The 25,448-nt window shown below is 37.0% G+C and carries 25 protein-coding genes and 1 pseudogene; 5 read left to right on the forward strand and 21 right to left on the reverse strand.

Translation table 11 applies throughout. The features are described from left to right. Window positions 1-74 precede the first annotated feature (74 nt). Window positions 75-476, forward strand: a complete 402-nt coding sequence (locus tag LI954_RS11695; RefSeq protein ID WP_229441004.1) for an organic hydroperoxide resistance protein — start codon at window positions 75-77, stop codon at window positions 474-476. Window positions 477-567: 91 nt separating this feature from the next. Here the strand turns inward: LI954_RS11695 and LI954_RS11700 are convergent, their stop codons facing one another. Then, a complete protein-coding gene (locus LI954_RS11700) occupies window positions 568-1,569 on the reverse strand; it encodes a DUF4097 family beta strand repeat-containing protein (protein ID WP_229444563.1) in 1,002 nt (333 codons plus the stop codon). 560 nt (window positions 1,570-2,129) lie between these two features. Between LI954_RS11700 and LI954_RS11705 the strand changes: the two genes are divergently transcribed. Next, a complete protein-coding gene (locus LI954_RS11705) occupies window positions 2,130-2,681 on the forward strand; it encodes a LysM peptidoglycan-binding domain-containing protein (RefSeq protein ID WP_229444564.1) in 552 nt (183 codons plus the stop codon). Between the two features lie 98 nt (window positions 2,682-2,779). On the opposite strand, the gene LI954_RS16370 is transcribed toward LI954_RS11705, so the two are convergent. The 8 genes and pseudogenes from LI954_RS16370 to cysK all read right to left on the reverse strand — a co-directional run bounded on the left by LI954_RS16370 (window position 2,780) and on the right by cysK (window position 9,828). Then, entirely contained in the window at window positions 2,780-3,004 is a 225-nt protein-coding gene (locus LI954_RS16370; protein ID WP_420705982.1) for a GNAT family N-acetyltransferase, read from the reverse strand. Window positions 3,005-3,050: 46 nt separating this feature from the next. Continuing rightward, window positions 3,051-3,932 (reverse strand): SPL family radical SAM protein, encoded by an 882-nt coding sequence (locus LI954_RS11710; protein ID WP_229441002.1) that lies wholly within the window; start codon window positions 3,930-3,932, stop codon window positions 3,051-3,053. A gap of 74 nt (window positions 3,933-4,006) precedes the next feature. Beyond that, on the reverse strand, window positions 4,007-4,507 hold the full coding sequence (locus tag LI954_RS11715; RefSeq protein ID WP_229444565.1) for a cysteine hydrolase family protein: 501 nt from the start codon (window positions 4,505-4,507) through the stop codon (window positions 4,007-4,009). 164 nt (window positions 4,508-4,671) lie between these two features. Next, window positions 4,672-5,549 (reverse strand): annotated as a pseudogene (locus LI954_RS11720) (YitT family protein). Between the two features lie 665 nt (window positions 5,550-6,214). Beyond that, window positions 6,215-7,564 carry an NADH oxidase gene (locus LI954_RS11725; RefSeq protein WP_202069011.1) on the reverse strand — a complete coding sequence of 450 codons (1,350 nt, stop codon included), beginning with the start codon at window positions 7,562-7,564 and terminating at the stop codon, window positions 6,215-6,217. Between the two features lie 266 nt (window positions 7,565-7,830). Next, window positions 7,831-8,214 carry a RidA family protein gene (locus LI954_RS11730; RefSeq protein WP_229440999.1) on the reverse strand — a complete coding sequence of 128 codons (384 nt, stop codon included), beginning with the start codon at window positions 8,212-8,214 and terminating at the stop codon, window positions 7,831-7,833. Window positions 8,215-8,223: 9 nt separating this feature from the next. Further along, complete coding sequence (perR, locus tag LI954_RS11735) at window positions 8,224-8,658, reverse strand: peroxide-responsive transcriptional repressor PerR (RefSeq protein WP_229444566.1); 435 nt, start codon at window positions 8,656-8,658, stop codon at window positions 8,224-8,226. Between the two features lie 240 nt (window positions 8,659-8,898). Then, complete coding sequence (gene cysK, locus LI954_RS11740) at window positions 8,899-9,828, reverse strand: cysteine synthase A (protein ID WP_202069018.1); 930 nt, start codon at window positions 9,826-9,828, stop codon at window positions 8,899-8,901. Between the two features lie 161 nt (window positions 9,829-9,989). On the opposite strand from cysK, the gene LI954_RS11745 reads away from it, so the two are divergent. Next, on the forward strand, window positions 9,990-10,988 hold the full coding sequence (locus tag LI954_RS11745; protein WP_229440998.1) for a 4-hydroxy-3-methylbut-2-enyl diphosphate reductase: 999 nt from the start codon (window positions 9,990-9,992) through the stop codon (window positions 10,986-10,988). A 413-nt stretch (window positions 10,989-11,401) separates the two neighbouring features. On the opposite strand, the gene LI954_RS11750 is transcribed toward LI954_RS11745, so the two are convergent. After that, the gene (locus LI954_RS11750; RefSeq protein ID WP_202069422.1) at window positions 11,402-11,680 is read right to left on the reverse strand and encodes a zinc ribbon domain-containing protein; all 279 of its coding nucleotides are present in this window, start codon (window positions 11,678-11,680) and stop codon (window positions 11,402-11,404) included. A gap of 533 nt (window positions 11,681-12,213) precedes the next feature. On the opposite strand from LI954_RS11750, the gene LI954_RS11755 reads away from it, so the two are divergent. Then, window positions 12,214-12,483 (forward strand): DUF5626 family protein, encoded by a 270-nt coding sequence (locus tag LI954_RS11755; RefSeq protein ID WP_229444567.1) that lies wholly within the window; start codon window positions 12,214-12,216, stop codon window positions 12,481-12,483. A gap of 143 nt (window positions 12,484-12,626) precedes the next feature. On the opposite strand, the gene LI954_RS11760 is transcribed toward LI954_RS11755, so the two are convergent. The 4 genes from LI954_RS11760 to LI954_RS11775 all read right to left on the reverse strand — a co-directional run bounded on the left by LI954_RS11760 (window position 12,627) and on the right by LI954_RS11775 (window position 16,483). Next, window positions 12,627-12,806 carry a dioxygenase gene (locus tag LI954_RS11760; RefSeq protein ID WP_202069419.1) on the reverse strand — a complete coding sequence of 60 codons (180 nt, stop codon included), beginning with the start codon at window positions 12,804-12,806 and terminating at the stop codon, window positions 12,627-12,629. A 168-nt stretch (window positions 12,807-12,974) separates the two neighbouring features. Further along, window positions 12,975-13,829 (reverse strand): glucosaminidase domain-containing protein, encoded by an 855-nt coding sequence (locus LI954_RS11765; RefSeq protein ID WP_229440995.1) that lies wholly within the window; start codon window positions 13,827-13,829, stop codon window positions 12,975-12,977. 318 nt (window positions 13,830-14,147) lie between these two features. Continuing rightward, on the reverse strand, window positions 14,148-16,142 hold the full coding sequence (gene tkt / locus LI954_RS11770) for a transketolase (RefSeq protein ID WP_229444568.1): 1,995 nt from the start codon (window positions 16,140-16,142) through the stop codon (window positions 14,148-14,150). Between the two features lie 98 nt (window positions 16,143-16,240). Further along, window positions 16,241-16,483 (reverse strand): DUF896 family protein, encoded by a 243-nt coding sequence (locus tag LI954_RS11775; protein ID WP_202069023.1) that lies wholly within the window; start codon window positions 16,481-16,483, stop codon window positions 16,241-16,243. A gap of 150 nt (window positions 16,484-16,633) precedes the next feature. On the opposite strand from LI954_RS11775, the gene lexA reads away from it, so the two are divergent. After that, window positions 16,634-17,254, forward strand: coding sequence for a transcriptional repressor LexA (lexA, locus tag LI954_RS11780; RefSeq protein WP_229440993.1), 621 nt, complete (start codon window positions 16,634-16,636; stop codon window positions 17,252-17,254). 497 nt (window positions 17,255-17,751) lie between these two features. On the opposite strand, the gene LI954_RS11785 is transcribed toward lexA, so the two are convergent. The 7 genes from LI954_RS11785 to LI954_RS11815 all read right to left on the reverse strand — a co-directional run bounded on the left by LI954_RS11785 (window position 17,752) and on the right by LI954_RS11815 (window position 25,265). Next, on the reverse strand, window positions 17,752-18,246 hold the full coding sequence (locus LI954_RS11785) for a dihydrofolate reductase (RefSeq protein ID WP_229440992.1): 495 nt from the start codon (window positions 18,244-18,246) through the stop codon (window positions 17,752-17,754). A gap of 22 nt (window positions 18,247-18,268) precedes the next feature. Beyond that, window positions 18,269-19,216 carry a thymidylate synthase gene (locus tag LI954_RS11790; RefSeq protein WP_202069030.1) on the reverse strand — a complete coding sequence of 316 codons (948 nt, stop codon included), beginning with the start codon at window positions 19,214-19,216 and terminating at the stop codon, window positions 18,269-18,271. Between the two features lie 16 nt (window positions 19,217-19,232). Next, window positions 19,233-21,095 carry an ABC-F family ATP-binding cassette domain-containing protein gene (locus tag LI954_RS11795; RefSeq protein WP_267491485.1) on the reverse strand — a complete coding sequence of 621 codons (1,863 nt, stop codon included), beginning with the start codon at window positions 21,093-21,095 and terminating at the stop codon, window positions 19,233-19,235. A gap of 1,089 nt (window positions 21,096-22,184) precedes the next feature. Then, a complete protein-coding gene (locus LI954_RS11800) occupies window positions 22,185-22,580 on the reverse strand; it encodes a hypothetical protein (RefSeq protein WP_229440989.1) in 396 nt (131 codons plus the stop codon). 254 nt (window positions 22,581-22,834) lie between these two features. Then, window positions 22,835-23,035 carry a hypothetical protein gene (locus LI954_RS11805; RefSeq protein ID WP_229444570.1) on the reverse strand — a complete coding sequence of 67 codons (201 nt, stop codon included), beginning with the start codon at window positions 23,033-23,035 and terminating at the stop codon, window positions 22,835-22,837. 183 nt (window positions 23,036-23,218) lie between these two features. After that, a complete protein-coding gene (locus tag LI954_RS11810; RefSeq protein ID WP_202069036.1) occupies window positions 23,219-24,067 on the reverse strand; it encodes a DegV family protein in 849 nt (282 codons plus the stop codon). 79 nt (window positions 24,068-24,146) lie between these two features. Beyond that, window positions 24,147-25,265, reverse strand: coding sequence for an LCP family protein (locus LI954_RS11815; RefSeq protein WP_229444571.1), 1,119 nt, complete (start codon window positions 25,263-25,265; stop codon window positions 24,147-24,149). Between the last annotated feature and the right edge of the window lie 183 nt (window positions 25,266-25,448).

Raw genomic sequence — 25,448 nt, forward strand, 5'->3', positions numbered from 1 at the left:
CCCAATCAAATTAATTGAACAAAAAGACAACAAGCACTACAATTAAAAGTGTAAACATGAACGGAGGAAATAAGATGAAAAAAATGTATGAAACTGCCATGACCAATCATGGTGGAAGAGATGGTTACGTCGAAGCGCCAAACGGAACAATGCATATGAAAATTACACCTCCCGGTCTTCACGCAGAAGGAACAAATCCAGAGCAGCTGTTTGCTGCCGGCTATGCTTCTTGCTTTAACGGAGCATTGCAGCATGTTTTAAAAGAAGGAAACATTGAAGCTGACAGTACAGTAAAAGCCAGAGTTTCACTCTACGGAACGGATGATGGGGGCTATCAGATTGGTGTCATTATGGATGTGCATATTGAAGATCTGGATGAAGCGACAGCAAAAGAATATCTTGAAAAAGCACATGACTTTTGTCCATATTCAAAAGCAACCAGAGGCAACATTGAGGTTAAGCTGGAGCTGATTTAAAAATAACTGCACAAAAAAGAGAAGCTATCATTTTTATAACAGCTTCTCTTTTTTTAATCAGTCTGAAACCTCTGATGGCGGCACGACCTTGCTAATCCATCGAAAAATCTACTTTTATTTCACTGTTAGAAGTTTTAACGACTAACTCTTTATTTCCGGATGTTGTATTGCTAAGATTATTCTTGCCATTCGATGTTTTCGATTCAACACTAAAATCATTTTGTTTTCCTGCAATCGTCCCTTTAATTGAACCATTTGAACTTTTAATGCTTAAGTAGCTTTTTACCGAAAGTTCGTCAAAACTAATTTTTCCGTTACTTGTTTCGAATCTTCCGTCTGAAAATGATAGTTCCGATAAATCAATTTTTCCATTGGATGTTTTAAAGTCAATTTCTTTAGCATTGACGTCATCCAACTCTATCTTACTGTTATTTGTCTTGCCTTCTATTTTGTTTGCTGCTTGAATATCTTCCAGATGAATTTTTCCGTTTGAAGATTCAAGCTTGGCGTTGTTAGTACTTATATTTTCGACTGAAATTTTATTGTTGCTTGTCTTTACATTTAAAGAGCTTAACTGGCTTGAAGGAACTTCCACCATCACTTCAGCTTTGTTTGCTGCTTGAATATCTTCCAGATGAATTTTTCCGTTTGAAGATTCAAGCTTGGCGTTGTTAGTACTTATATTTTCGACTGAAATTTTATTGTTGCTTGTCTTTACATTTAAAGAGCTTAACTGGCTTGAAGGAACTTCCACCATCACTTCAGCTCCTTTGCCAAAGTTAAAATTGAACCATGAAAAAATTGACCAGCCTTTCTTCGGTTCATTCTTTTTGATAACCAGTTTATTATTTTGGTCATCAATTGTGTAGGTTTCATTTTTATTCTCATAATAGGTGATTGTTACTGGTTGACTCTCATCCACTCCAACAACAGTAACAGGAATATTTTTATCCTCTATTTCCAGTACCTCTACCAGATTCTCACTTACATATTCTTTTTCATCATAAGATGAACGACCAAATCCCTGACATCCTGACAATAACAGAAAAGCACTTACTCCAATAATCGCCAATCGTGTTCTTTTCATATTCATTCTATTTTACCTCACATTCATTTTTTACTCATAATTTTAGTATAGCGAATTAATTGTTAGTAAGCATAAGTCCTGCGACGGATTTTTTATGGTACAAATGTCTGATTATTTTCTTTAATACGGAATCATTCATCCTACCATCTACAAATAAAACTCTTCTAAAAAATTTAGTAAAAATTCATATCTTTGCTTTCCAATTCTTTTAGTGCAGTCTGTATGCAAGCGTTCTTCAAGCTTTACCAGCTTCTTATAAAAATGATTGATCACAGTACTTCCCAGTCTATACACTTCTTTTGATTGAAATTGCTGAACAGGTTTGAAAGTATTTAGCGGAATGTACTTCTTTTAATTACATTAAAATCCTATTCTTTTCTTAGAAATATATTTCTATCAAATGTCAGGTATACCTGTTCTGCCATTCCTTTATGGATGCCCACTGGTTATAACACTCAAATAATTATTTTGTGATTTAATAACATAATTTTAACAAAAAACAGAAGTTATTTTTAAACAAATATGCTATACTTGCTAATGAAAATAAACAAAAGGGGTTTTTATCTATGGGAGAAAAGTACAGAAGTCGTGTATCAAGAAGAGATTCAGGGACATCAGCATTACTGGTTATCCTTCTTCTTTTATTATTAATAAATACGCTGGGGTTAGGTTATCTGGCATACCAAACCTACCAGGCAAGCACTGAAAAAAGTTATTTTAACGAGCAAATTGTCCGTCTTGAAAAGGAGATTGATAAAATAGGCTCGGTCGCTTCAACTGCCAAGACAACCAACAGTTCAACTTCTTCAAGTGTTGCTGCCGAAACGAATACATCTGACTCACAGGAGACTGCACTGGGCGAAACAGTTCACTCTTCTACTCCGCCTGAAACTGGCATACCTGCTTCCGATGTAGATGTCGCAGAAGGACAAGAAACGGATCAGGTCCAAGATGTCATTGAAGTTGCTGAAGCTGAAGCAACTACGTATATCGTTCAGCCGGGAGATGCCCTATCATTGATTGCTGAACAGCACGGTTTAAGTTTGGAAGAAATTATGCTTAAAAATAATATGGTCGATACAACGGTTATTATTGGTGATGTTTTAACGGTCAAATAAAAGAAGCATGTCCAAAATCTGTTATTAAAGGGTTTTGGACATGTAGTATTCATCCATATAATTGTTATTTTGAAAAATTGCCTGTCTTTTAATGCCTTCTATTTCAAAACCAGCTTCCTATATAGATTTACTGCTGCCTGGCTTTCTGTTATAACAGTTAATACCAGCCGTCTAACTTTCCTTTTTTCAGCCCAACAATCAAGTTTTGAGAAAAATAGTGTGCCAAGCCCTTTTCTCTGTGCTGTTTTTAGCAAACCAATAATAACATAAGCAACATGTTTATCTTTTCTATTGATGCTGCATCTGCAAGAAGACTCCAGCACCCCTCTCTTCAATTTGTCTAACCTCTATAAGAGCTTATCTCCTTTTTTAGAATAATGTACTTTGTTCGGCTTCATAAGGCATCTGATAATTACTTATAATCTCAGCCATCTCGTAAACGATACCAAGTTTAGTACATAGATTCTTAAAATTATCTACAAGTCTTTCATAGTTTTGGGCTGGGAAAAAGTAAGTTTCTTTATAGTTTCGTTGGTATTTCTCTGCCAATGCCGGTGACAATTTATGCAAGCTGGCTATATAATGGTCTTTTTGACGATCTCTTAATGTCATCCCAAACAACGGATAGATATAATCTGCCTGAACCTCATGGGCTTTATAGATTAAGTCTGCCATTAACTTCCAATTGTCTGTTATGTAAGGCAAAATCGGCATCATTAACAAACCACAGTATAGTCCATTTAGCTTACACTCTTCAATAGCTCTAAATCGTTCACTTGGTAATGACACATTTCTTTCAATTTTTCGTGCAAGCCCATCATGCGATGTACTGAATGAGAAGCCAAGATTTACAGGTGAATGACGTTGAATCTTTTTGAAACAATCAATATCTCTGGTGAGAAGGCTGCTCTTTGTGGCTAAAGATATGCCAAAGCCATGAATATCAATTAATTCAAGTACCTGTCTGGTTAAGTATTTCTTTTTTTCAAGCTGGTTATACGCATCTGACATGGCGCCAAAACCGATGACCGCCTTCTTACGTTTCCCCTGCAATTCTTGGTTTAAAAGCACCAAAGCATTTTCTTTGTAGGTTACTTGATCAAACTGTTCAATTTGATAACACTCACTTCTTGAATCACAATAAATACATCCATGATTACATCCACGATAAACATTCATGTTATAGTCTGTACCAAACCAGTCAGTATTTTTCGTTTTTGTCAAAATCTGCTTTGCCGTAATACCAGACATTAGTATTTCCTCCTTTTCATTCAGACAGAAATTTCTGCTTTAAGTTTACACCCTGTCTTAAGAATAGAATTTATTTACTCAGAAAAAAAAGTTAAAAACCGCAGATTCCAGATTGCTTCATGATGTTGTATAATCTCAGAAGCTTTCAACCTGCTGTTATTCAGCGTTGTTGTTAATCCTTTTTTCATAAAACAATTATATCCAAGCCCATGAGCCATTCGTATCGTTGTATCAACACAATATTCAGTTTGAGCACCGCAGATTTCCAGCTGAGTAACCCCCAATGTTTCTAGGAGTGAAGTTAAATTTGTATGAAAAAAGGAGTTGGCATGTGTCTTGGAAATATAGTAGTCTTTTTCTTCTGCATGCAGCTCAGGAAATAAATGCCAGGCATGAGAGTCTGGTATCAGCTCTTCATCTTCATGTTGGATGAAGATAATCGGCCGATTTTCTTTTCGATAAACAGCGATTCGATCATTTACTTCATTTAGAACTCTCTCCAGTTGAAAGAGTTTTTTTTCTGCAGATTCAAGACCTACCTGCAAATCAATAATTAAAAGAGCTTTTTTTTCCATGAAATAACTTGCTTCCTCTCTTTAGTTTACATAACAATATTATTGTATACTTAAAGTGGTATTTCAACTGTTACTCTCTCATTATACATAAACACTTATCAATAATAAAACAGTGCAGAAAAAACCTTCAGAGAGACTTCTCCAAAGATTTTCATAAATTTTTCTTATTCCATATACTCAAACATACGTTGCAGGCTGAACCCTCTGCCAAAGACTTCACTTGCATTCATTGAAATGATAAATGCATGTTCATCAATCCGAAGCAGCTCCTCTTTTACTTTCGGAAAATCCTTTTCCTTGATAACTGTCATTAAGAGCATTCCTTCCTGTTCGTGATATCCGCCTTTTACAGGAATCATTGTCACACCTTTATCCAGCTCTTTCAATAATGTGAGTTTGATTTCTTCATATTTTGGAGAAACAATAAAAACATTCTTTGATCTTACTACTCCAACCTGAATCAAATCGATTACTCGACCAGTTAAGAAAAGACAGATCATTGAAAAAAGAATTCTATCCACATCGAATGCAAGAAGTCCAGCTAGAATAATGGAACCATCCACAATAGAAATGCAGAGTCCCAAAGGTACTTTCAGGTATTTATGAAGGATCTGTGCGGGAATTGCCGTACCGCCTGTAGAAGCATTTCCTCGAAAGACCAGTCCCAAACCAGTCCCAAACCAATCCCCACAGCTATCCCGCCATAGACAGCTGCCAAAAGTGCATTCTCAGTTAAAACAGGGATACCAGCTGTAGTACCCACAAAAAAAGGAAAAATTAAACTTCCGAAAACGGTCTTTAAGCCATTCTCTTTTCCTAAAAATATAAAACAAAGAATGAGCATTGGAATATTAATAGCATATAAGACCAATGCTGGATTAAAGCCAAATAAATGATTTAATACTATAGTAAGACCTGAAATACCTCCGGAAACAATTGACATAGGTAAAAGAATACTGTTAATTGCAAGTGCCAGAATAAATGATCCAATAATTACATATAATGTATCCTTTATGAAATTCTTTAGTATACTGTTTTTCATCTGCAAATTCCTCTCTGATTAATCCTCAGCTATACTACCATGTCTATGAGGATTTTGTAATGAATATGAGAAAAATTTTAATGAGGAGCATTTAAAAGTATATTAAGCTTTTAATCCTTTCATATAAGTCAAGAGAAAGGAACCTGAGCAATATTTCGCCATAGATATCTTTAATCTCATTTGATCCCCGCTTTCTGTAAGACTTGAGGGACTCTATTTTGTTTTCGGCCAGTCGCTTGTTTCCAGAACACAAGCAATAATTTCTTTCAAATAAATATCTAATCCGGTACAACAATCTAAAACACTACCATTCAACTCCCATCACACCTTGAAATAAGAGGCTAAAGAGGATCGTCTATTCCCAGAAGTATACGCATTTTTTTCAATCTAATGAGCTGCTCGAAAATAAGTAGAAAACCTCAAAAAGCGATCGACCTGCCTCCCTCACTTGTCCTCTTGCTTAGTATGACAAATGATTGATTCATAGTCGATCGCTTCTTTTTATTCTGCTCAGTGATACACTATAATGTACCAACCGTATGTGTTGTAATCTTATTAAAACTTGATTTTGTAAAGTTATAGATCATTCACTTGATCATACTATTGACTTCTCACTGATTTCCATGGACTGTTGAACTAATCTGCCCGTTTTTAGTCAACATTTTTTATTTGCTGTTGATATCGTTTAATGCTGCTTGAGCAAGCAAATTCAAATAGTTCCAAGGTCTGTCAAAATGCGGCTGGAAGAAGAAATCAGAGATTGCCAAATCTTCAACAGTCATCTTATTTTGAACAGCCAAAGATAGGGTATTCGCAGATTGTGTAATATCATACTTGGACATCAACTGACCTCCAACAATCCGATTCGTTCCCTTCTCATAAACCAGTTCCATCATCACGTTTTCAGTCGTGGGCATAAACTCCGGACGATAATTATCTTCAAAAAATGTCGCTTCAACTTCAAGTCCGTTCATTTCTGCACTTTCTAATGTCACTCCGGTAGAACCGATTTTCCAACCGAATAAATACAATCCGGAAGTCCCTTGTGTACCGCGGTAAGCCAGTTTATTTTCTGTTAGATTGCAGCCTACCAGCATTCCTTGGCGAACAGCATTCGTTGCTAAAGGAATATAATTATTCGTTCCGCTTGGATTATAGTGTACCACTGCACTATCACCCGCAGCAAGAATATCTGGATTGCTTGTATGCATATACTCGTCCACAATCAGAGCACCATTAGGAAGCATATCAACTTTACCGTCAAGCAATACAGTATTAGGTTTGAACCCTACACACATAATCACCATATCTGCATCAAATTCCTGACTTGGTGTAGCAACTTTAGTTACAATACCAGAAGCATCAGTTTTAAACTCCTGAACATTTTCTCCTAAAGCTAAAGTTACTCCTCGGTCAACTAATTCCTTTTCAAGAACATCTGTGAAGGCTTTATCTAAATATTTATTTAGAATACGATCCAACCCGTCAATCAAGGTTACTTGTTTCCCGGATTCTACAAATGCTTCAACCAATTCAATCCCAATGTAGCCGCCGCCAACGACAACAATTTTCTTAGCATTTTTTGCTTGTTCGATGATTACATTTGCCTGATTGTAGTTTTTGCAAAGTAAAACATTTTCTGAATCAATCCCGGGAATTGGAGGAACGATTGGCCAAGAGCCTGTTGTCATCACTAATTTGTCATATGAGACAGTTTCAACTTTTCCAGACAATAAATCTTTTGCAACAACAGATTTATTGTCAACATCAATAGATTCCACCTCATGTTCCATGTGTACTTTTGCACCAAGAGATGCTAATTCTTCAGGATTGGAATAAAACAGTCCCTTAGGATCCTTTACAACGCCTCCGACATACAGAGCAATTCCGCAAGACAGGAAGGATACATTATCATTTCTTTCATAAACAGTCACTTCTGCATTTGGATGATGGGCCAGAATATTTTTCACAGCCGCTGTACCAGCATGAGTACATCCTACAACTACCACTTTCATAATATGGTTCCCCTCTACTTTCAATTTTTCTAAATTTTGTTTCCTGCATAGGACCTAAAAGGTTCTAATACAGGTTACAATTAGAACTATAACAAACTGAGAATCATTATTCGATTCTTGTGCTTGTGAATCGAAAGAATATTTTTCACAATATCCAAGATGAAAGTATAATATATTTTCTATATTGTTCACAGATTTATCTAGGATTCCCTTATAGCAACAAAAAAAGCTGAGAGGATCAACTCTCTCAGCTTGTGAAATCAAACTTAATTAGGTACTGCAGCAATTACTTCAATCTCAATTAGCACATCTTTTGGGAGTCTTGCCACTTCAACTGCAGAGCGTGCCGGCAGGTGTTCGTTAAATGCTGTGGCATAAATCTCATTAAATGCAGCAAAATCATTCATATCTTTCAAAAAACAAGTCGTCTTAATCACTTGATCAAATGAAGTTTCTGCTTCGTCCAAGATAGCCTGAATATTTTTGAGTACCTGTTTTGTTTGTTCTTCTATCGTGTTTCCAATAACTTCTCCCGAATCAGGATGAAGCGGTACCTGACCAGATGCAAATAGAAATCCATTGTATATGTTTCCCTGTACATAAGGTCCAATTGCTTTCGGTGCACGATCAGTATGTATTTTTTTGATCATAAGGTACTCCTATTTCTTTATTTTTTGACAATCCGGACATACGCCATATAGCTCCAAACGATGTTCATTGATTTCAAAACCAGTAAGCCTGCTGGCAGCCATCTCTACATCTTCCAAACCAGGATAGTGAAAATCGACTATTTTTCCACAATTTTGGCAGATTGCGTGATAATGCTTTTTTGATCCGAAGTCGAATCGGCTGGAAGCATCTCCATAATTCATTTCCTGAACAAAACCAATTTCTGTAAAAAGTCTTAAGTTGTTATAAACAGTAGCAACGCTCATATTAGGAAAGCGCCCCTCCAATGCCCGATAGATTTCGTCCGCTGTTGGGTGCGTATGATTTTCTATTAAGTACTCTAAAATAGCATAACGTTGGGGAGTAATCCGAATATTGGCTTCTTTCAATTCTTCCATTGCATTTTTGACCAATACATTATCCATTGAAAAATCCCTCCTTTTCTTAAATAATACTATTTCTAAACAAGCTTTACAAGAAATATTGGCTGAAAATGTTGTAAAACCGGGAATTCTTCCTGTTTATGTTAAATAAAAGTTTCATTAGTAATGAAAAACATTTAAAAATTGGTCTGGTACATAAATAATTCCCAGACCAATACTATTTGGAAAATCCGAGTAAACGGTTGAACAGAAACACAAGGCTCTTTTATTGCCTGCGGTCAGCTATTCTTCTGTTTGATATAAAGCAGTCGACAGATATCTTTCACCATTATCAGGAATGACAGCAAGTACCTTTTTGCCTTTCCCAAGCTTTTGGGCGGTTTCAATCGCAGCTTTTATCGCAGCACCAGCTGAAATTCCTACCAAAATTCCTTCCTGTGAAGCTGCTGCTCTTGCAGTTTTTATTGCATCATCACTTGATACAGCAATCACTTCATCATAAACTTCTGTATCCAACACTTTAGGAATAAATCCAGCGCCAATTCCCTGAATTTTATGCGGACCAGGGGTACCCCCTTCTAAAACCGGTGATTCAGTTGGCTCAACTGCAATAATATTTATAGAAGGATAAACACGTTTTAATTCATGACCGGCTCCGGTAATTGTCCCGCCAGTACCAATACCGGAAACAAAAGCATCCACACCGGAATTGCCAAATGCGTCTTCAATTTCTTTTGCCGTTGTTCTTTCATGAATTGATGGATTTGCTGGATTATCAAATTGAAGAGGCATAAAATAGCCATTTTGTTCAGCTAGTTCAGTTGCTTTGGCGATTGCGCCCTTCATTCCTTCAGTACCGGGAGTCAAAATTAATTCTGCTCCGTAAGCTTTCATTAACTGGCGACGTTCCACACTCATTGTATCCGGCATAACAATGATTACTTTATAGCCTTTTGCAGCGCCGACCATTGACAAGCCGACACCTGTATTCCCGCTTGTCGGTTCAATAATCGTACCGCCTGCAGTTAATTTGCCGTCAGCTTCTGCTTTTTCAATCATACTTAACGCAATGCGATCTTTTACGCTCCCTCCAGGATTGAAAAATTCCAGCTTCACATAAACTTCAGCTGCATCAGTCGGAACAATATTGTTTAATCGAACAATAGGTGTTTTCCCTATTAATTGTGTAATAGATTTAGCAATTTTTGTCATGTGATTTCCCCCGTTCATAATTATTAGATTTCTCTAATCATAGCGCATTTTTTGAAATCACGCCATTAATTTGCTATAGTTATATAGTTGTCCACTGAAATTTATAAATCCTTAATAAAAGTAGTGTATAGTAAAGAAAACAATAATTAGGAGCTAGGTAAATGGAAATTATAAATATAAGTCCAAGAGGTTACTGTTATGGGGTTGTTGATGCAATGGTAATTGCCAGGAATGTCTCCCTAGATGAGTCGCTTCCGAGACCTATCTATATATTGGGAATGATTGTTCACAACAGACATGTGACGGAAGCCTTTGCCAGTGTTGGTATCCAAACACTCGACGGAGAAAATCGGGAAGATATTCTTGATCAAGTCGACACAGGAACTGTGATTTTGACGGCTCACGGAGTCTCTCCGAAAATAAAAAAGCTGGCTGCTGAAAAAGGACTGACTGTCATTGATGCAACCTGCCCGGATGTAACTATTACACATGAATTAATCGAAAAAAAGGTAAATGAAGGTTTCGATGTTATCTATATTGGCAAAAAAAATCATCCTGAACCAGAAGGGGCTGTAGGCGTCGCACCGGAGCATGTTCATCTGGTGTCTACTGTTGAAGATATCAATGAGTTATCGTTCACTGAAGATAAAAAATTATTTTTAACTAATCAGACAACGATGAGTCAATGGGATGTATTGGATTTGATTGAGTTAATAAAAAGTAAATTCCCATCTATCCGTGTTCATCAGGATATATGCAAGGCAACACAAGTAAGGCAGGAAGCAGTTGTGGAACAGGCTCAGGGCTGTGATTTGACTTTAGTGGTTGGTGATCCGAAAAGTAATAATAGCAACCGCTTGGCACAGGTTTCTGAATCTCAGGCGGGTGTGAAGGCATATCGTGTTTCAGACGTTTCCGAAATCCGTCCGGAATGGCTTAAGACTGTAAAAAAAATAGCAGTCACTGCCGGCGCTTCCACTCCCACACCAATTGTCAGAGAAGTTCTTGACTATTTGGAGAATTTTGATTATTTGAATCCAACTACCCATATTAAAAAATCTGAAGTTGCGGACGAAGCGATACTTCCCCGACCAAGAATAAAAGAAATAGACAAAAAAAGAGAACGACGCTTAGAAGAGCTGCGTCAGGGGAAACGGTAATCAGAACTAATTTTAAATTCCAAACTCTCTTTATATCTAAACCCGAATAAATAGCAGAACAAAAGCAAAAATTCTTTTTGCGACGAGTAACCGCAGGAGCAGCTCCTTCGGAATTAAGCCAAACGATCCTGAAAATATAAGAAACTCCAGGTAGGTAACATCGTCAACCTAAGAGAAACTTCGAAAAAAATTGGAGTTTCTCTTTTCTTTTCTCCCAAAATCTTTTACAGTAAAAGAAAAGGGGTGATTTGCATGGCTGCTCCCTATCATAAGCGATTTTATCTGATTACCCACTTTGTCATAACGATACTCTATCACCAAGCCTAGTAGTAAACAAAAAAAGACACTGTAGTTTTTTACCAACAGCATCTTTGAAATTATTTTTAATTAGAGAGTAATCCAAACATTCGAAATTATTTACTCCAACGTTCTAATTTCGCTACAAATTTTTTTGTGTACATTCTTTTCAAGAAAAATTTCTCGATTCGTTTCATGTCTGAATTTAAAAATCCTTGATATGATTTTTCATAAAATTCATTGAAGCTTATGTCGGGGTCTGTCCATGTTCCATTTTGATAGCATAAGGCACAAAATTTTCCTGATAGTACTCCATCTTGCTCACTCCCAAAATCTTCTTGTTTTTTCATTGGTTTCCCACACGAACCACAATAGGTTATTTTTTGTTTATTCATTTTACTCACATCCTTTCGAAAGAAATAGTATATCATACTTCATTCTTAAATTAATATTTTTGAACAACAAAAGTTGGAAGAAATAGAATTTAGATTAATCAACTACGGTATCGCGATAAAAATAATGAAATTTTCAGTTTTTATCGTCTTTACTTGAGAAAGATATGCGGATTTCTTTTTAAGCCTTGTTTTTAGGAATACACATCCCTGCTGTCATTGAAATTATTTTACTCCCTAATCTAATTGCTCTTATCTAAAATATTCTTGTTAATACTGAAAACAATCATGAGTTGACACACTGTAAAAAGAACAGTGCTTACTTTTCCCCCTTCTTTTGTACTGTTGAATTATAAAGAATGAGGAGTGATAATAATGAAAAAAAGTATTAATTTTAGGCGTCTCAATATTTTTTTGCATTGTTGGAAACAGCTCAGTTACTCATGCTGAAAAAGATCAAAAATCGGTTACCTATTCGTTATACAACACGCAAAAATAGATTTTCAGCAGAAAAAGAGCCCTCTCTTTTTTGAGTGTTGGGAAATGGTACGTATACCGTTTCAACAGAAAGAAAGGACTCTTGGAAAGCCAGCTATCAGGTGATTGTAAAAAATAACTCAATTACTTCAACAAAAAATGCGAGTGCTACCGCTATCTCCGGTTCATTTACTCGTAAATCTTTGCGAATTGACCATTCAAAACAAGCAACCTACTATTTAAAAAGAAAGGCAGGAACATCTACAACAAATATCAAATTTCGTGCAACAATCAATAGCTCTAACTTGAATGTTTCGGTTCTAACTTAGGAACCTAACATATAGTTTACTTCAATTTTTTGAGCCCACAAAAGATAGTCACCGATCATAATAAATGTGAAATACAAATTAATCAGAAAGCAACACGTACATACAACGTTAATTAGCCTATAAAATGTGTTGCTTTTTTTATTTCATTTCACAATAATTGGCGCAAGTAATAATCCTAATGGTGCTGCTACAGACAAACCGATGACAGCAATTAACAAAAGTAATCCTTCATCTTTTTCCCCTCTTCCTATATCATGAATCCAGTTCAATTTTTTACGATACTCTTCTATCGTTTCATTATTTTCTTTAATTCTTTGTTTCAATGCTTCATTTTCCTGAAGAAGTTCATTAGAGGGAAACCAACCTCATCTTAACTGTTTAGGAGGCTTTTTTACTCCCTCGCTGGAACCCCTAGCTTTCAGAACATCAAAAAAATAACACGCAGAAAGGCTGTTTTCCAGCTTCTCTGCGTATTTTCTGCTTTATCAGTATTAACGAACTTCAATGATTTGACCAACTGTAATCATATCCCCGGATAGACCGTTTAAAGACATAAGCTGATCCACTGTAATGCCATAGCTTTCAGCGATTCCCCATAACGTATCTCCAGATTGTACCGTATAGCTTGAAAGCCCTGATGCAGTATAATCAACTGCTTCTCCGGCAGAATAATCGGTATAATAGCTGTAATCACTTCCTGAATCAAAACGTGTCAATCCATAGGCATCAATCAGCCAATTTAGTTTTTGCGCATAGCTTGGGTCTGTCGCATACACGCCAGTCAAAGCTGCTGTAGCGTCCAAATAACTGGTTGTATTACTTTTCCAGACACCGGAATAATGATAATCTCCATAGCTTGAAACCGCTGATAAGAGAACATTTGCGTGATCTAAAAACGATTCATAATAAGAGCTGTATACTCTGAAAGGCTCTGAAGTAACAAGCCACTGTCCTTCAAGATATTCTGTGGTTGACATATAAACGGTTTGACCATTGTAGCTTCCTTTCACACCGAATAGGTTATAATTAGGTGCAGAAGCCAGCTGAGAATTTCCGTAGCTGCTTTCCAGCAAAGCCTGTGCAATCATAACGGAAGCATATAAATCATTTGCACCTGCTACAGCAGAAGCTGAGTAACCAATCGATTCAATAAAGTCCTGAGGAGATACTGAGGAAATTTGTTCATAATCAGTTGCTTCAGCTTCTTCAGAAAAAACAAAGGCTCCGCTCATTACCGGAACGGATAGTAAAGCAATACCCATGCTGGATGCAAAACGGTTCATATTCTTCTTTTGTCTGTCGGCTTTTTTTATATGTCTGCTGCTCCGAGTTTCATAAATTTCCATTCACTTTTTTCCTCCCTAACGATTGTCATAGTAATAGTTTATGTGTATTTTATAAAAGAAACAACAATCTAGTTTTAAAAAAAAGAAATTTAAACTATTTGAAACTTTACTGTAATAAAAATAATTTTTGTTTCAAATTGATTTTTTTGAATATTTTCCGTATGTACAGCATATAATTAAGGTTTAGAAATGATTTGTTGCTCGTTTTCATTTTATTTTCATGACAAATACATTACTTTAACTAATTTGTATTTACAAGTAAAAAAAAGCAACCGATAAACTTCTTAATTACAGGAAGTTTATCGGTTGCTTTATGAACTAAAGTTTTTCATAGGTAGAAATCACATTATCAACTGTGAACCCAAATTTTTCTAGAACTACATCACCTGGTGCAGAAGCGCCAAAATGATCAATTGTGATGGTTGCTCCTTCTGTTCCTATATACCGCTCCCACCCAAATGGAGAAGCTGCTTCGATTGCTACACGTTTTGTAACAGCTTTTGGAAGGACTGTTTCCTTGTATCCTGCAGATTGACTTTCAAACAAGTCAAAACTTGGCATAGATACAACAGAGACATCTTTTCCTTGTTTGGCAAGCTCTTGTTGCGCTTCAATCGCAAGGTTCACTTCTGAGCCTGTCGCAATCAAAATTCCTTCAGGTGTTGCCCCTTTTTGAGGAGAGATTACATACGCTCCTTTTTGGACTGTCTCGTGTGCATGTTCTTTTGTTCCTTCAATTACAGGGAGATTTTGTCGGCTTAACACCAAAATCGTCGGTTTGTCGGTTGTCGTCATGGCAATCTTCCAGGCTGCAACTGTTTCGTTGCCGTCTGCCGGACGAATCACCTGAACACCTGGCATGCAACGGACACTTGCCAACTGTTCAATCGGTTCATGTGTTGGTCCGTCTTCTCCTACCGCAACAGAGTCATGTGTCAACACATAAGTTACTGGCGTTTTTTGCAAAGCCGCCAAGCGAATTGCAGGACGCAGATAATCTGTAAATACGAAGAAAGTCCCGCCATAAACTTTTGAGCCGCCGTGCAGCTGAATGCCATTCATTGCTGCCGCCATCGCAAATTCGCGCACGCCAAACCAAATATTTCGACCTTCATATTGCCCCTGTTCAAAATCTTTCTCACCAGCGACCATTGTATTGTTGGAAGCAGACAGATCGGCTGAGCCGCCCCAGAAGCTTGGAACAACTTTTGAAATAGCCTGAATCGTATCTTTGCTTGTCACACGGCTTGCTGCACTTGAACCAACGTCATAACTTGGCAATTCTTTGTCCCAGTCTTCAGGTAATTTTCCTGCAAAGGCATCTTTAAATTGTTTTGCAAGATCCGGATGAGATTTGCTGTAATTTTCAAACAGTTTATTCCATTCAGCTTCAGCTTTTTCGCCGTCTTCAATCATTCTTTCAGTAAAGCGTTCTGCTACTTCATCAGGAACTGTGAAATCTGGATATTCCCAACCATAAACAACTTTTGCTGCATCGATTCCTTCCTGACCAAGCGGTGCGCCATGAACCGCAGATGTTCCTTCTTTCGGTGCGCCAAATCCAATCACTGTTTTCACTTCGATCAAGGTTGGTTTGCCTGTCTCAGCTTTGGCGTCTTCGATTGCCTTTGAAATAGCCTCCAGATCGTTTCCATCCTTTACCAGAATATGCTGCCAGCCATAGGCTTCGAAGCGCTGGCCGACATTTTCAGTAAAGGACTTTGAAGTCGGCCCATCCAAGGAGATGTCATTGGAATCGTAAAGAACGATTAGTTTGTCCAGTTTCATGTGACCAGCCATTGAAGCAGCTTCCTGAGAAACTCCTTCCATTAAATCACCGTCACCACAAAGTGCATACGTATAATGATCAACAACATTAAAGCTGTCTCTATTATAAACAGCAGCTAAATGTGCCTCAGACATTGCCATTCCGACAGCCATGGCAATTCCCTGACCCAATGGTCCTGTTGTTGCTTCCACTCCGTCCGTATGACCGACTTCCGGATGCCCTGGTGTTTTACTGTCCCATTGGCGGAAGTTCTTTAAATCGTCTATTGTCACGTTATAGCATGATAAATGAAGCAGACTGTAAAGTAAGGCAGAACCATGACCGGCAGAAAGAACAAAACGGTCGCGATCTGCCCAGTTTGTTGAGGTTTTTGGGTTAACCTTTAAATGCTTGGTCCAAAGCGCATAAGCCATAGGCGCTGCACCCATAGGTAGTCCTGGATGTCCCGAATTTGCTTGTTGAATGGCTTCGATGCTGAGCGTACGAATGGTATTCACACCTAGTTGATCAGTTTTGTCGAACAAAAATATCATCTCCTATTTAGGTTTTTTTTACCTTTATTACTCACATTGTACCTTAATTCATTTATGAAAGCAATTACTTTTAGTAAAGTTAACTCTAATTATTTGCGGTCATGCAGCCCTTTTTCTTTTTGAATCTGTTTCAGCTTCTCAGGTGTTACATCATTGCCTTTTGGATCTACCACTTTCATTCCCTCAATATGATGCCGCATTCCTTTACGAAATGTCTGCAGATATTCTTCACGCAGTTTCTTCTGCTCATTGAGTTCCAAATCTGTAAGCGGACCTTCTTTGGCTTTACGTGCCAGAGCGTTGATACGTTCCATCTTTTCTTTTGAAAGCATCGTCTTCCCTCCTTTATCAATCCCTTTTATCTTATAAGAACATGCTTGAAAAAACAACTGTCTTTCCTATTGATTTTACACGAACGCTTGTTTGATTTCATGAGAGAAATATGTTAGACTGTAACTATAATTTGAAAGAAGGTGTGGATATTGGCAAAACGTACCGAGACAAGACAGGTAGAAGTATTAAAATATATATATGAACAAGTAGAGCTAAAAGGATATCCGCCAACCGTTCGCGAAATTGGAAAAGCTGTGAATCTTTCCTCTACGTCAACAGTGCATGGCCATTTAGCCAGACTTGAAAAAAAAGGGCTGATTTTAAGAGATCCAACCAAACCTCGGGCAATTGAGTTAACAGCAGAGGGGTTGGAAAAAATTGGGGTTCAGCCTACAACTATTCCTATGCTGGGTGTTGTTACTGCCGGGGAACCAATACTGGCTGTTGAGGAAGCGTCAGACTTCTTCCCCTTGCCTCCTGACCTTCAATTTGAGCAAAATGCATTATTTATGCTGACAATTCGAGGAGAAAGTATGATCAATGCCGGTATCCTTGATGGTGATCAGGTCATTGTCAGAAAACAGGCTGATGCGACAAATGGAGATATTGTCATAGCTATGACAGATGAAGATGAAGCTACCTGTAAAAGATTCTTTAAGGAAACAGATTATATTCGTCTTCAACCGGAAAATGATGCCTTGGAACCCATTCTTTTGGACAATGTTTCCATACTGGGTAAAGTAGTTGGTCTATACAGAAATCATATTTAATTAAACCATTTACTGGGTCTGAATTCCTTTAATCGAAGGAATTTGGATCTTTTTTACAAAAAGACCAGTCGAGCTCTTTAAATTCGGCCTGACGGGTCTCTGCTATTTACTCAAAATGATTGCTTCATGTGCTGAAAGTGTTATAAAACAGAGCGGGCTGTTCAAATTGCTCGGAAAAAAGAAGCAAATAGATGAAACATCTCTTTATAGCCAACACAATCATCCTGTTTTCCAATGAGAAATATTACAGGTCTATATAGCTAAGTTTACCTCATTCTGATATCTGGTCCAAGTAGAAGTCGTTGCTATTACAGCCATTTCAAAAAAACAGAACCTGCTTCTCTTTCTTCTGCAGAAATGGGGTCATCCAATAATTTTACTTTTCCAAAAGCTGTCGTAACGGTAAAGTTCTGTTTTTCCTTTTTGCAACAACACCCGGACAAAGTAAAATTATCTCGTCAGCTGACTGTGGAGCCAGCCTTTCCTATACACAGAATTCATGAACCTGTCCGCTGATAGGTTTCGAATTCATGAGGGTACTTGTTTAGTTCGTCTGTTTCTCCTTCGCTTGAATTGATCAGCGTCCATTTTTCCCAATCGACAAAAGGAAAGGATGTATCTGCATCAAAATCGCCATGAATAACAGTCCGATATAGAACATCACAGTAAGGCAGAAAATCCTGATAAATATTTGCTCCCCCGGCAATAAAAGTAATACCTGAAAATTCTTCTGCATAGTTTATAACTTCTTCTATGCTGTTCATTACAACAACATTTTCAGCTTGATATTCTTTGTCTCTAGTCAGAATGATCGTCTTTCTATTGGGCAGTGCTTTGCTCCCCATTCCTTCAAATGTCTTTCTTCCCATGACAATCGTATTGTCCTCAGTCATCTTTTTAAAAAATTTCAAATCATTTGGCAAGTGCCATGGCAGGACATTTTCTTTACCAATATTCCCCTGTTCATCCTGAGCCCAAATAGCTGCTAACATTATTTTTTAACTCCCTTCAACTTTAAACCGCAATTGGTGCCTTTATCGCTGGATGGGGATTGTACCCTTCCAAAGTGATATCTTCCATTTCAAAATCAAATACAGATTTCTTTTCCGTATTTAAACGGAGTTTAGGTGCATCTCGTATATCGCGAGACAGCTGTTCCTTCATTTGTTCAAAGTGATTACTGTATAAATGAGCATCTCCCAGAGTATGAACAAAGTCTCCGACTTGAAGACCTGTTTCATGAGCAATCAAATGAGTCAATAATGCATAGCTGGCTATATTAAAAGGAACGCCAAGAAAAACATCCGCACTTCTCTGATAGAGCTGGCAGCTTAGCTTCCCATCATTTACATAAAACTGAAACATTGTATGGCATGGAGGCAGAGCCATAGAAGGAACATCTTCCGGATTCCAGGCAGACACAATTAATCTTCGTGAATCAGGTGTTGTTTTAATCATCTCAATAACGGATTGGAGCTGATCAATAAAGCTGCCGTCTTTTGTTTCCCAATGTCGCCATTGCGCTCCATAGATATTTCCAAGCTCTCCAAATTTTTCAGCAAAAGCCGAATCTTCAAGAATATTTTTACAGAAATGCTGATGCTGCTCATCATAAGATTTTTTAAACGCTTCATCTGTCAGCACACGATGACCAAAGTCAGTCATGTCAGGGCCGTTGTATTCAGGACTCTTAATATAACGTTCGAATGCCCATTCATCCCAGATATGATTATTATGCTCCAGTAAATAGCGGATATTGGTATCCCCGTTGATAAACCATAACAGCTCACTTTTAATCAAACTGAAAGGGACGCGTTTAGTTGTCAGTAAAGGGAATCCTTCAGATAAATCAAATCGCATTTGATAACCAAAAATACTTTTTGTTCCTGTCCCTGTCCGGTCTTCCTTGTAATTTCCTTCTGTTAAAATTTTCTTTCCTAAATCAAGATACGCTTTTTCCATACAAAATCCTCCTGCTTTATTCTGAAAACTGACTCAAATAGTCCCAATGTTCAATTTTCTGTTCCAGTCTTTCTTCTGTATTTTCAAGATCCTTCTGCAATTCCTGCAAACGGGTAAAATCTTCACCGGATCGATTCATCTCAGCAATGATCTGCTCTTGCTTTTCCTCCAACTCTGCAATCTCGTCTTCGATAACATCCCATTCTTTTTGTTCCATATAGGTCAGCTTCTTTTTTTCTTTTTCCGTTTTTCCGTTTATCATGGGAGACTTTATTTTTTTAATTTCAACTTTTTCTTCAACGAGCTTTTTTTCTAAATAACTGCTCATTGAGCCATAATAACTGGAAATCTGTGCATTTCCTTCAAATATTAGCAGTTTATCTATCGTTTTATCAAGAAAATAGCGATCATGAGAAACAGCAATTACAGTGCCCTTAAATCCCTGAATATAATCTTCCAAAACAGTGAGTGTATCAATATCCAAGTCATTTGTCGGTTCATCCAAAAGGAGAACATTGGGTTGACTAATCAGCAATTTTAGAAGGTATAACCGTCTTTTTTCACCACCCGATAATTTTCCAATGACTGTTCCATGCATAGATCTTGGAAAAAGAAATCGTTCCAGAAGCTCAGCAACCCCTATTGTCTGTCCATCGGCTGTTCTGGTTTCCTCTGCTGCTTCCTGAAGATAAGCAATCATGCGCTTTTCCGGATTCATTTCTTCATTTTGCTGCGTATAGTAGCCCAATCGAACTGTTTCGCCAATACTGTAAAAACCGCTGTCCAGTTCAAGCCTGCCGGAAAGAATATTTAACAGTGTTGATTTACCGGCACCATTCTTTCCAGTAATTCCAATTCGATCATTCGACTGAATCAGTAATGAAAAATCACGAAGCAATTGTTTTCCCTCAATACTGTAAAAACCGTTTTTTATCTCCAAAACTTTCTTACCCAGACGTTGCGAAGCAAGATTCAGCTCAACTGATTCTTTGCTCTGTACCTGATTCAAATTCTCTTTCAGCTCATGGAAACGATCCTGACGTGCCTGCTGTTTTGTTCCTCTCGCCTGTACACCAGCACGCATCCATTCTAATTCCTTCTTGAAAAGCTGCTTTCTTTTTTCTTCCTGCTCTATCTCAACACGTTCTCGTTCGGCCTTCGAACGTAAATAAGCTTCATAATTTCCTTTATATTCATATAATTTTCCGTGTGAGAGTTCAAAAATTCGATTGACAATACGATCCAAAAAATAACGATCATGGGTAACCATTACTAACGCACCGGAATAATTCTTCAAATATTTTTCAAGCCAGTTAATCGCTTCGTAATCTAAATGGTTGGTAGGCTCATCCAAAAGCAGTAAGTCAGGTGCTTCAATCAAGGTTTGAGCCAAACTGACTCTCTTTTTCTGTCCACCAGATAATTCTCCAATTCTCTTTTCCAAAGTAGCAATTCCCAGCTTTTGAAGAATTATTTTTGCATTGGTGTCAGCAGTCCAGGCATCCTCCTTATTCATTTTTTCTTCTGCTCGGCTGTACTGTTTTTGAATTGTTTCATCCAAGCCGTTTTCGTTTAATGCCAGAAGTGCCCGCTCATATTCTCGGACTGCCTGAACAATGGGTGTATTCCCTTGAAATACCGCATCCAGTACAGTTAGTTCGGGAGCAAATTCCTGAGCCTGTGAAAGATAACCGATTCGGTAATCCCTCATCACAGTAATGGGGTTGGCATCTCCCTCGCCGGAGTCCTCTCCTGCCAAAATATTGAGTAAACTTGTTTTCCCAGTTCCATTGATACCAATCAAACCAATTCTGTCTTTTTCATGAATCAAAAATGATAATCGATCAAATAATGTTTTTTCACCAAAAGTTTTGGTCAACTGTTCAACTCTTAATTCTTTCACAAGTTCACATCCTTTTCATCTTGAACATTGTAACAAAAAACGACTAAAAAAAGAAGTCGTGCTTCTTTATAAATATCGGCATCTGGATTTTGCGTAGTTAATATCAAGCTCATCCGCTGAACTTAAATATTTTTATGAGTGTTACAAATCTCGAGAATCAACGTTTTCAGCAGCAATAAGTTAAACTATGAAAATAGAGCTTCGTATTTTGAGATTGACTGCTAAGAAAAGGCTAATCAAAAAGATATAAATAAAATTTCATAAATACAATATTTCTTTCTTATGTTATTATAAAGTAAAAAAGGAGGTTTCGAATGAATCATCAAGAATTTTTTCACTTTTCCATTCCAATCTATTTCTCAAAGAAGAAATGGATTAATAACAATTTTGTCGTATTTAGAAGGTTGTTGGATGGCTGTATATTCTTACTACTCTGGTTGCCAGTTTTGATTGCAATTAATAAATTTCTAAGTTTTAGCTCCATTGATCAATTTTTATCTGCTATCTCTGGGATTCTAATGGTCTTCCTGTCGAAGAAAATAACTAGGGCGTGTCTGAAAAGTTAGTGGCATTCGAATTTTTCAGTGATTTTTGTTGAAATCAAGGAAGAAAACACAGCTTATGTGGTTCATAAGCGAGTATTTATGACGATGAGTTCGATAAAAATTACCAAAATATTCGCCGCTTGAGTTTTCAGACACACCCTAAATATATTCTTAATAATTATTTTTCTCAAACAACTACTATTGGTGAAATTGATCAATTTCGATTTTATATTCAGACTGGTGATGAAAAAAAGATTTATCGGAAAATTGATATTTTGGATGCTGATTTCAGGACACAATTTAACAGATTTAGCGCAACGTACTCTTTTTATATTCAATTAAGAGATATCCCGAAAATCTTATGGACTCATCAAAATGGAAAAAAACTGAATCAAACACTGAAAATAATCAATCACTGGAAAGAGAATCCAAGCCGGCTTACAAGCCTGAACGATTTAAAAAGCTCATAATAAGAAAGACAGAACAAATTGACCTGGAGTCGTAATTTGTCCTGTCTTTCTTATTCATTTTCTTCAATAATGATATCTATTTCCAAATCTTTTGCAACCTTATCTGCAAGGAATGTCAACAGCTGATCCAATGGTACTTTAAAGACTAAACATGAGCCTCTCCGGCCATTCCTAAAATAATTCATTCGAATCTCTTCACCTTTTATTGATAAAACGATCTTTTCAAGATCTGAATAGCTGATCCCTTTATTATCAAATGAATTCACAATGATTTTATTTTCTGCCAATCCTTTAGAATCAATCATAAAACTAAACAACAGACAGGAAGTAAAGATATCCAGCAGCTTGTCATTTAATGTCTGCGGTGTAAAAATTCCCAAACCGAGAAATGCCAGTCCAAGGACAATTCCGATAATAATTGGAATGTTGGAACGTTTAGCATACATGCCAATACTTTTACGGACTAAGAGCAAATAAATATACAGTGTTACTATAAATGCAATAAAAATGATTGTGAAAAAATCAATAATGGGAATACCCTCCTTTGTGCTCCTTTAAACCTGCAATGATTATGAAAAAACAGTCCGTTTTTTTACTGAATAGGCTCAGTGTCAACCTCAAGATAACAACAGAAAATCTCTTTTCTTTAAGTCGAACGATCTATTATGTCTCAAATCAAATGTTATATATTTTATTCTCTTTATAAAACTCTGTTATTACAATTAAAAGCCAGCAGCTGCTGATTTATTTGTTTGATCTTATTTTTACTAACTAGTATGTCTCGAATGATTTGATCACGCCTATCTCCTCGAGGTAAACGGTTAACCACCTGATAGTATACTGCGAGCAGTTGAACCTGCTGCATTTTTTCTTTCTGCAATCGCTCTATTTTTCCTGTCACGAATATATCTCCTTTAATAAATGATTGCCGTTGAGCACACTGTAACAGTGTATCACAGACTACTCAACTGTTGAAATATTTAGCCGACAATTGATTTTAGACAGGAAATGTTCAAGTAAAAACCGAGGAAAGTTTTTGCACACCTGCCTCGGTCAAAAAATAAAATGAATAAGTTCTGAAAAATTAGTAGGCAGAAATGGCCAGACCAATTGCTTTCTCTCCTAAGTGTGTACCAATAACCGGACCAAAATGACCAATCTCAATTTCTGCATTTGGATACTGTTCCTGAAGCTTTTGTTTTTCTTCTTCTGCAACAGCAAGATTATTCGCATGAATAACATACAGCTTCACAGGATGATTAATCTCAGAAGCACGTTGACCGATTATTTTTTCTGCTCGGGTAAATGCTTTTTTGATCGAACGGATTTTTTCAAACAGAACAATCTTTCCATCTTCAAATGTTAAAATCGGTTTAATTTTAAGCAGTCCGCCAATTAAAGCAACCCCATTCGTCAATCTTCCGCCTCGAACAAGATTATTTAAGTCATCAACAACTAAATACACATAAGTATTATCTCTCATTATATCCAGTTTATTGATAATTTTCTGAATAGACTCGCCATTCTCAGATAAATTCAATGCCGTTTCTACCATGTTACCCATGGGCATACTTGTAATTTTCGAATCATACGGATAAATGTCTATTCCTTTAACACTGTCTTTAACAGAAGACAGATTAGTGACAAAGCCGGAAATTCCAGCGGATAAATGAATACTTAGAATAGTGTCATAGCCCTTAGCTGCCAAAGACTCATATAATTCAATCACTTCTCCCAATGCTGGTTGCGAAGTAGTTGGGAATTCCGAGCTGCTGTTTAACAGATCGTAATATTCATCTGCCTCTATATCTATCCCTTCATTGTAAATTTTTCCATCTAAAATTACTGGAATAGGGATAACAAACAAATCATCATGTTCCTTAATTCTATCTGGTAAATAAGCTGTACTATCAGTTACAACAGCAAGTTTCATATAAAAACCCTCGTTTCATAATTCTAAACTTTATTAAATATAACATACTCTTAAATAGATGAAAACTGTATTTTTTATACTAATCGACCAAAAATGCTTGTATAGCCTGCTGGTTCATCTCATTATCAGTCGCTAAAACGCTCCCTGCATAATCATAGTACTCATCCCACCAGGAACCATCAACAGGGACTGTTAAACGATCAATACCTGCTGTTCCTTTCAAAGCCAGTGAAGGTCCGTTCTTTAAAATAAATGACATCGGAATATTATTGGCCATATATCCGATAAGCTTACCTGCAGATTCGGGTGTACGAATTAAAACCAGTGGTGATTTCAGTTGAGAAATGACAGCAGTCATCACCTGCTGCTGTCTCCGAACCCGCCCGAAGTCTCCTTCTTCATCCATTCTGAAACGAGCATATTGTAACAGAACATGTCCATCCATCTTTTGATTTCCCTGCGCAATATCAACGCCATCCAAATTTAAATCTTTTTCTGAATCAATTTCAACTCCTCCTGGAAATAGAGAATCAATCACCTTCTCAAAGCTTTGGAAATCTACTTTAGCATAGTATTTGCAATCAATACCGAAATTTTGTGCAAGAGTTTGTCTGACAAGCTCCGCACCGCCATATGCATAAGCAGCATTGATCTTATTTGTTTCATATCCTGGTATGTTAACAAATGTATCTCTCATGAATGAAATCAATTTCGGCTTTCCAGATGGCCCGTCCAATTGCAAAACCATGATAGTATCCGCTCTTCCTGAATCTTCTCCCCTAGTATCACTTCCTAGAATCAGAATGTTATTTGCTCCATTTGAACTCGTCACCCCATTAAATATCTCTGCTTCTTCTTGAGGAATCGATGTGTCATTTTCAGCAGCATGTTTCCCTTTGAAAAAGAAAACAATAGGAAGGACAATCAAAAGTATCAACATAATGAGCAGCCAACGCAGCAGCTTTATTTTTCTTCTCTTTTTAGGTTTCTTAACTTTTGGAGGCTTACCGGGATCCGGAATATTGCCACTATCTTCCGAATCACTGTACAATCTCGTTTCCTGATCCTGATAGTCCTGTTCAACTGGTTGTTTTTCTGTTTTCCGTCCATTCTTTTCTCGTCTTGGATTAAAGCTTCCTTTATTTTCAGATTTTTGGGAATCTTCATGTATATGCTTAAATCGGTCCATTCGACTCATTTCGTATCCACCTCATTTTTACTGTCAAGAATAAGCATACTCTATTTTAAAGTAAATGTCTTTGTTCAACAGTCATTTTTTAGAAAAAATAACCTTTTTAAAAAGAAGATTATCTCTGTTTATTTGTAATAAACACTCCCGAATTTCCAAATAAAACATGAAAAATATACAATTTAAATCACT

The organism is Enterococcus sp. CWB-B31 (assembly GCF_020567645.1).
Classification (GTDB): domain Bacteria; phylum Bacillota; class Bacilli; order Lactobacillales; family Enterococcaceae; genus Enterococcus_L.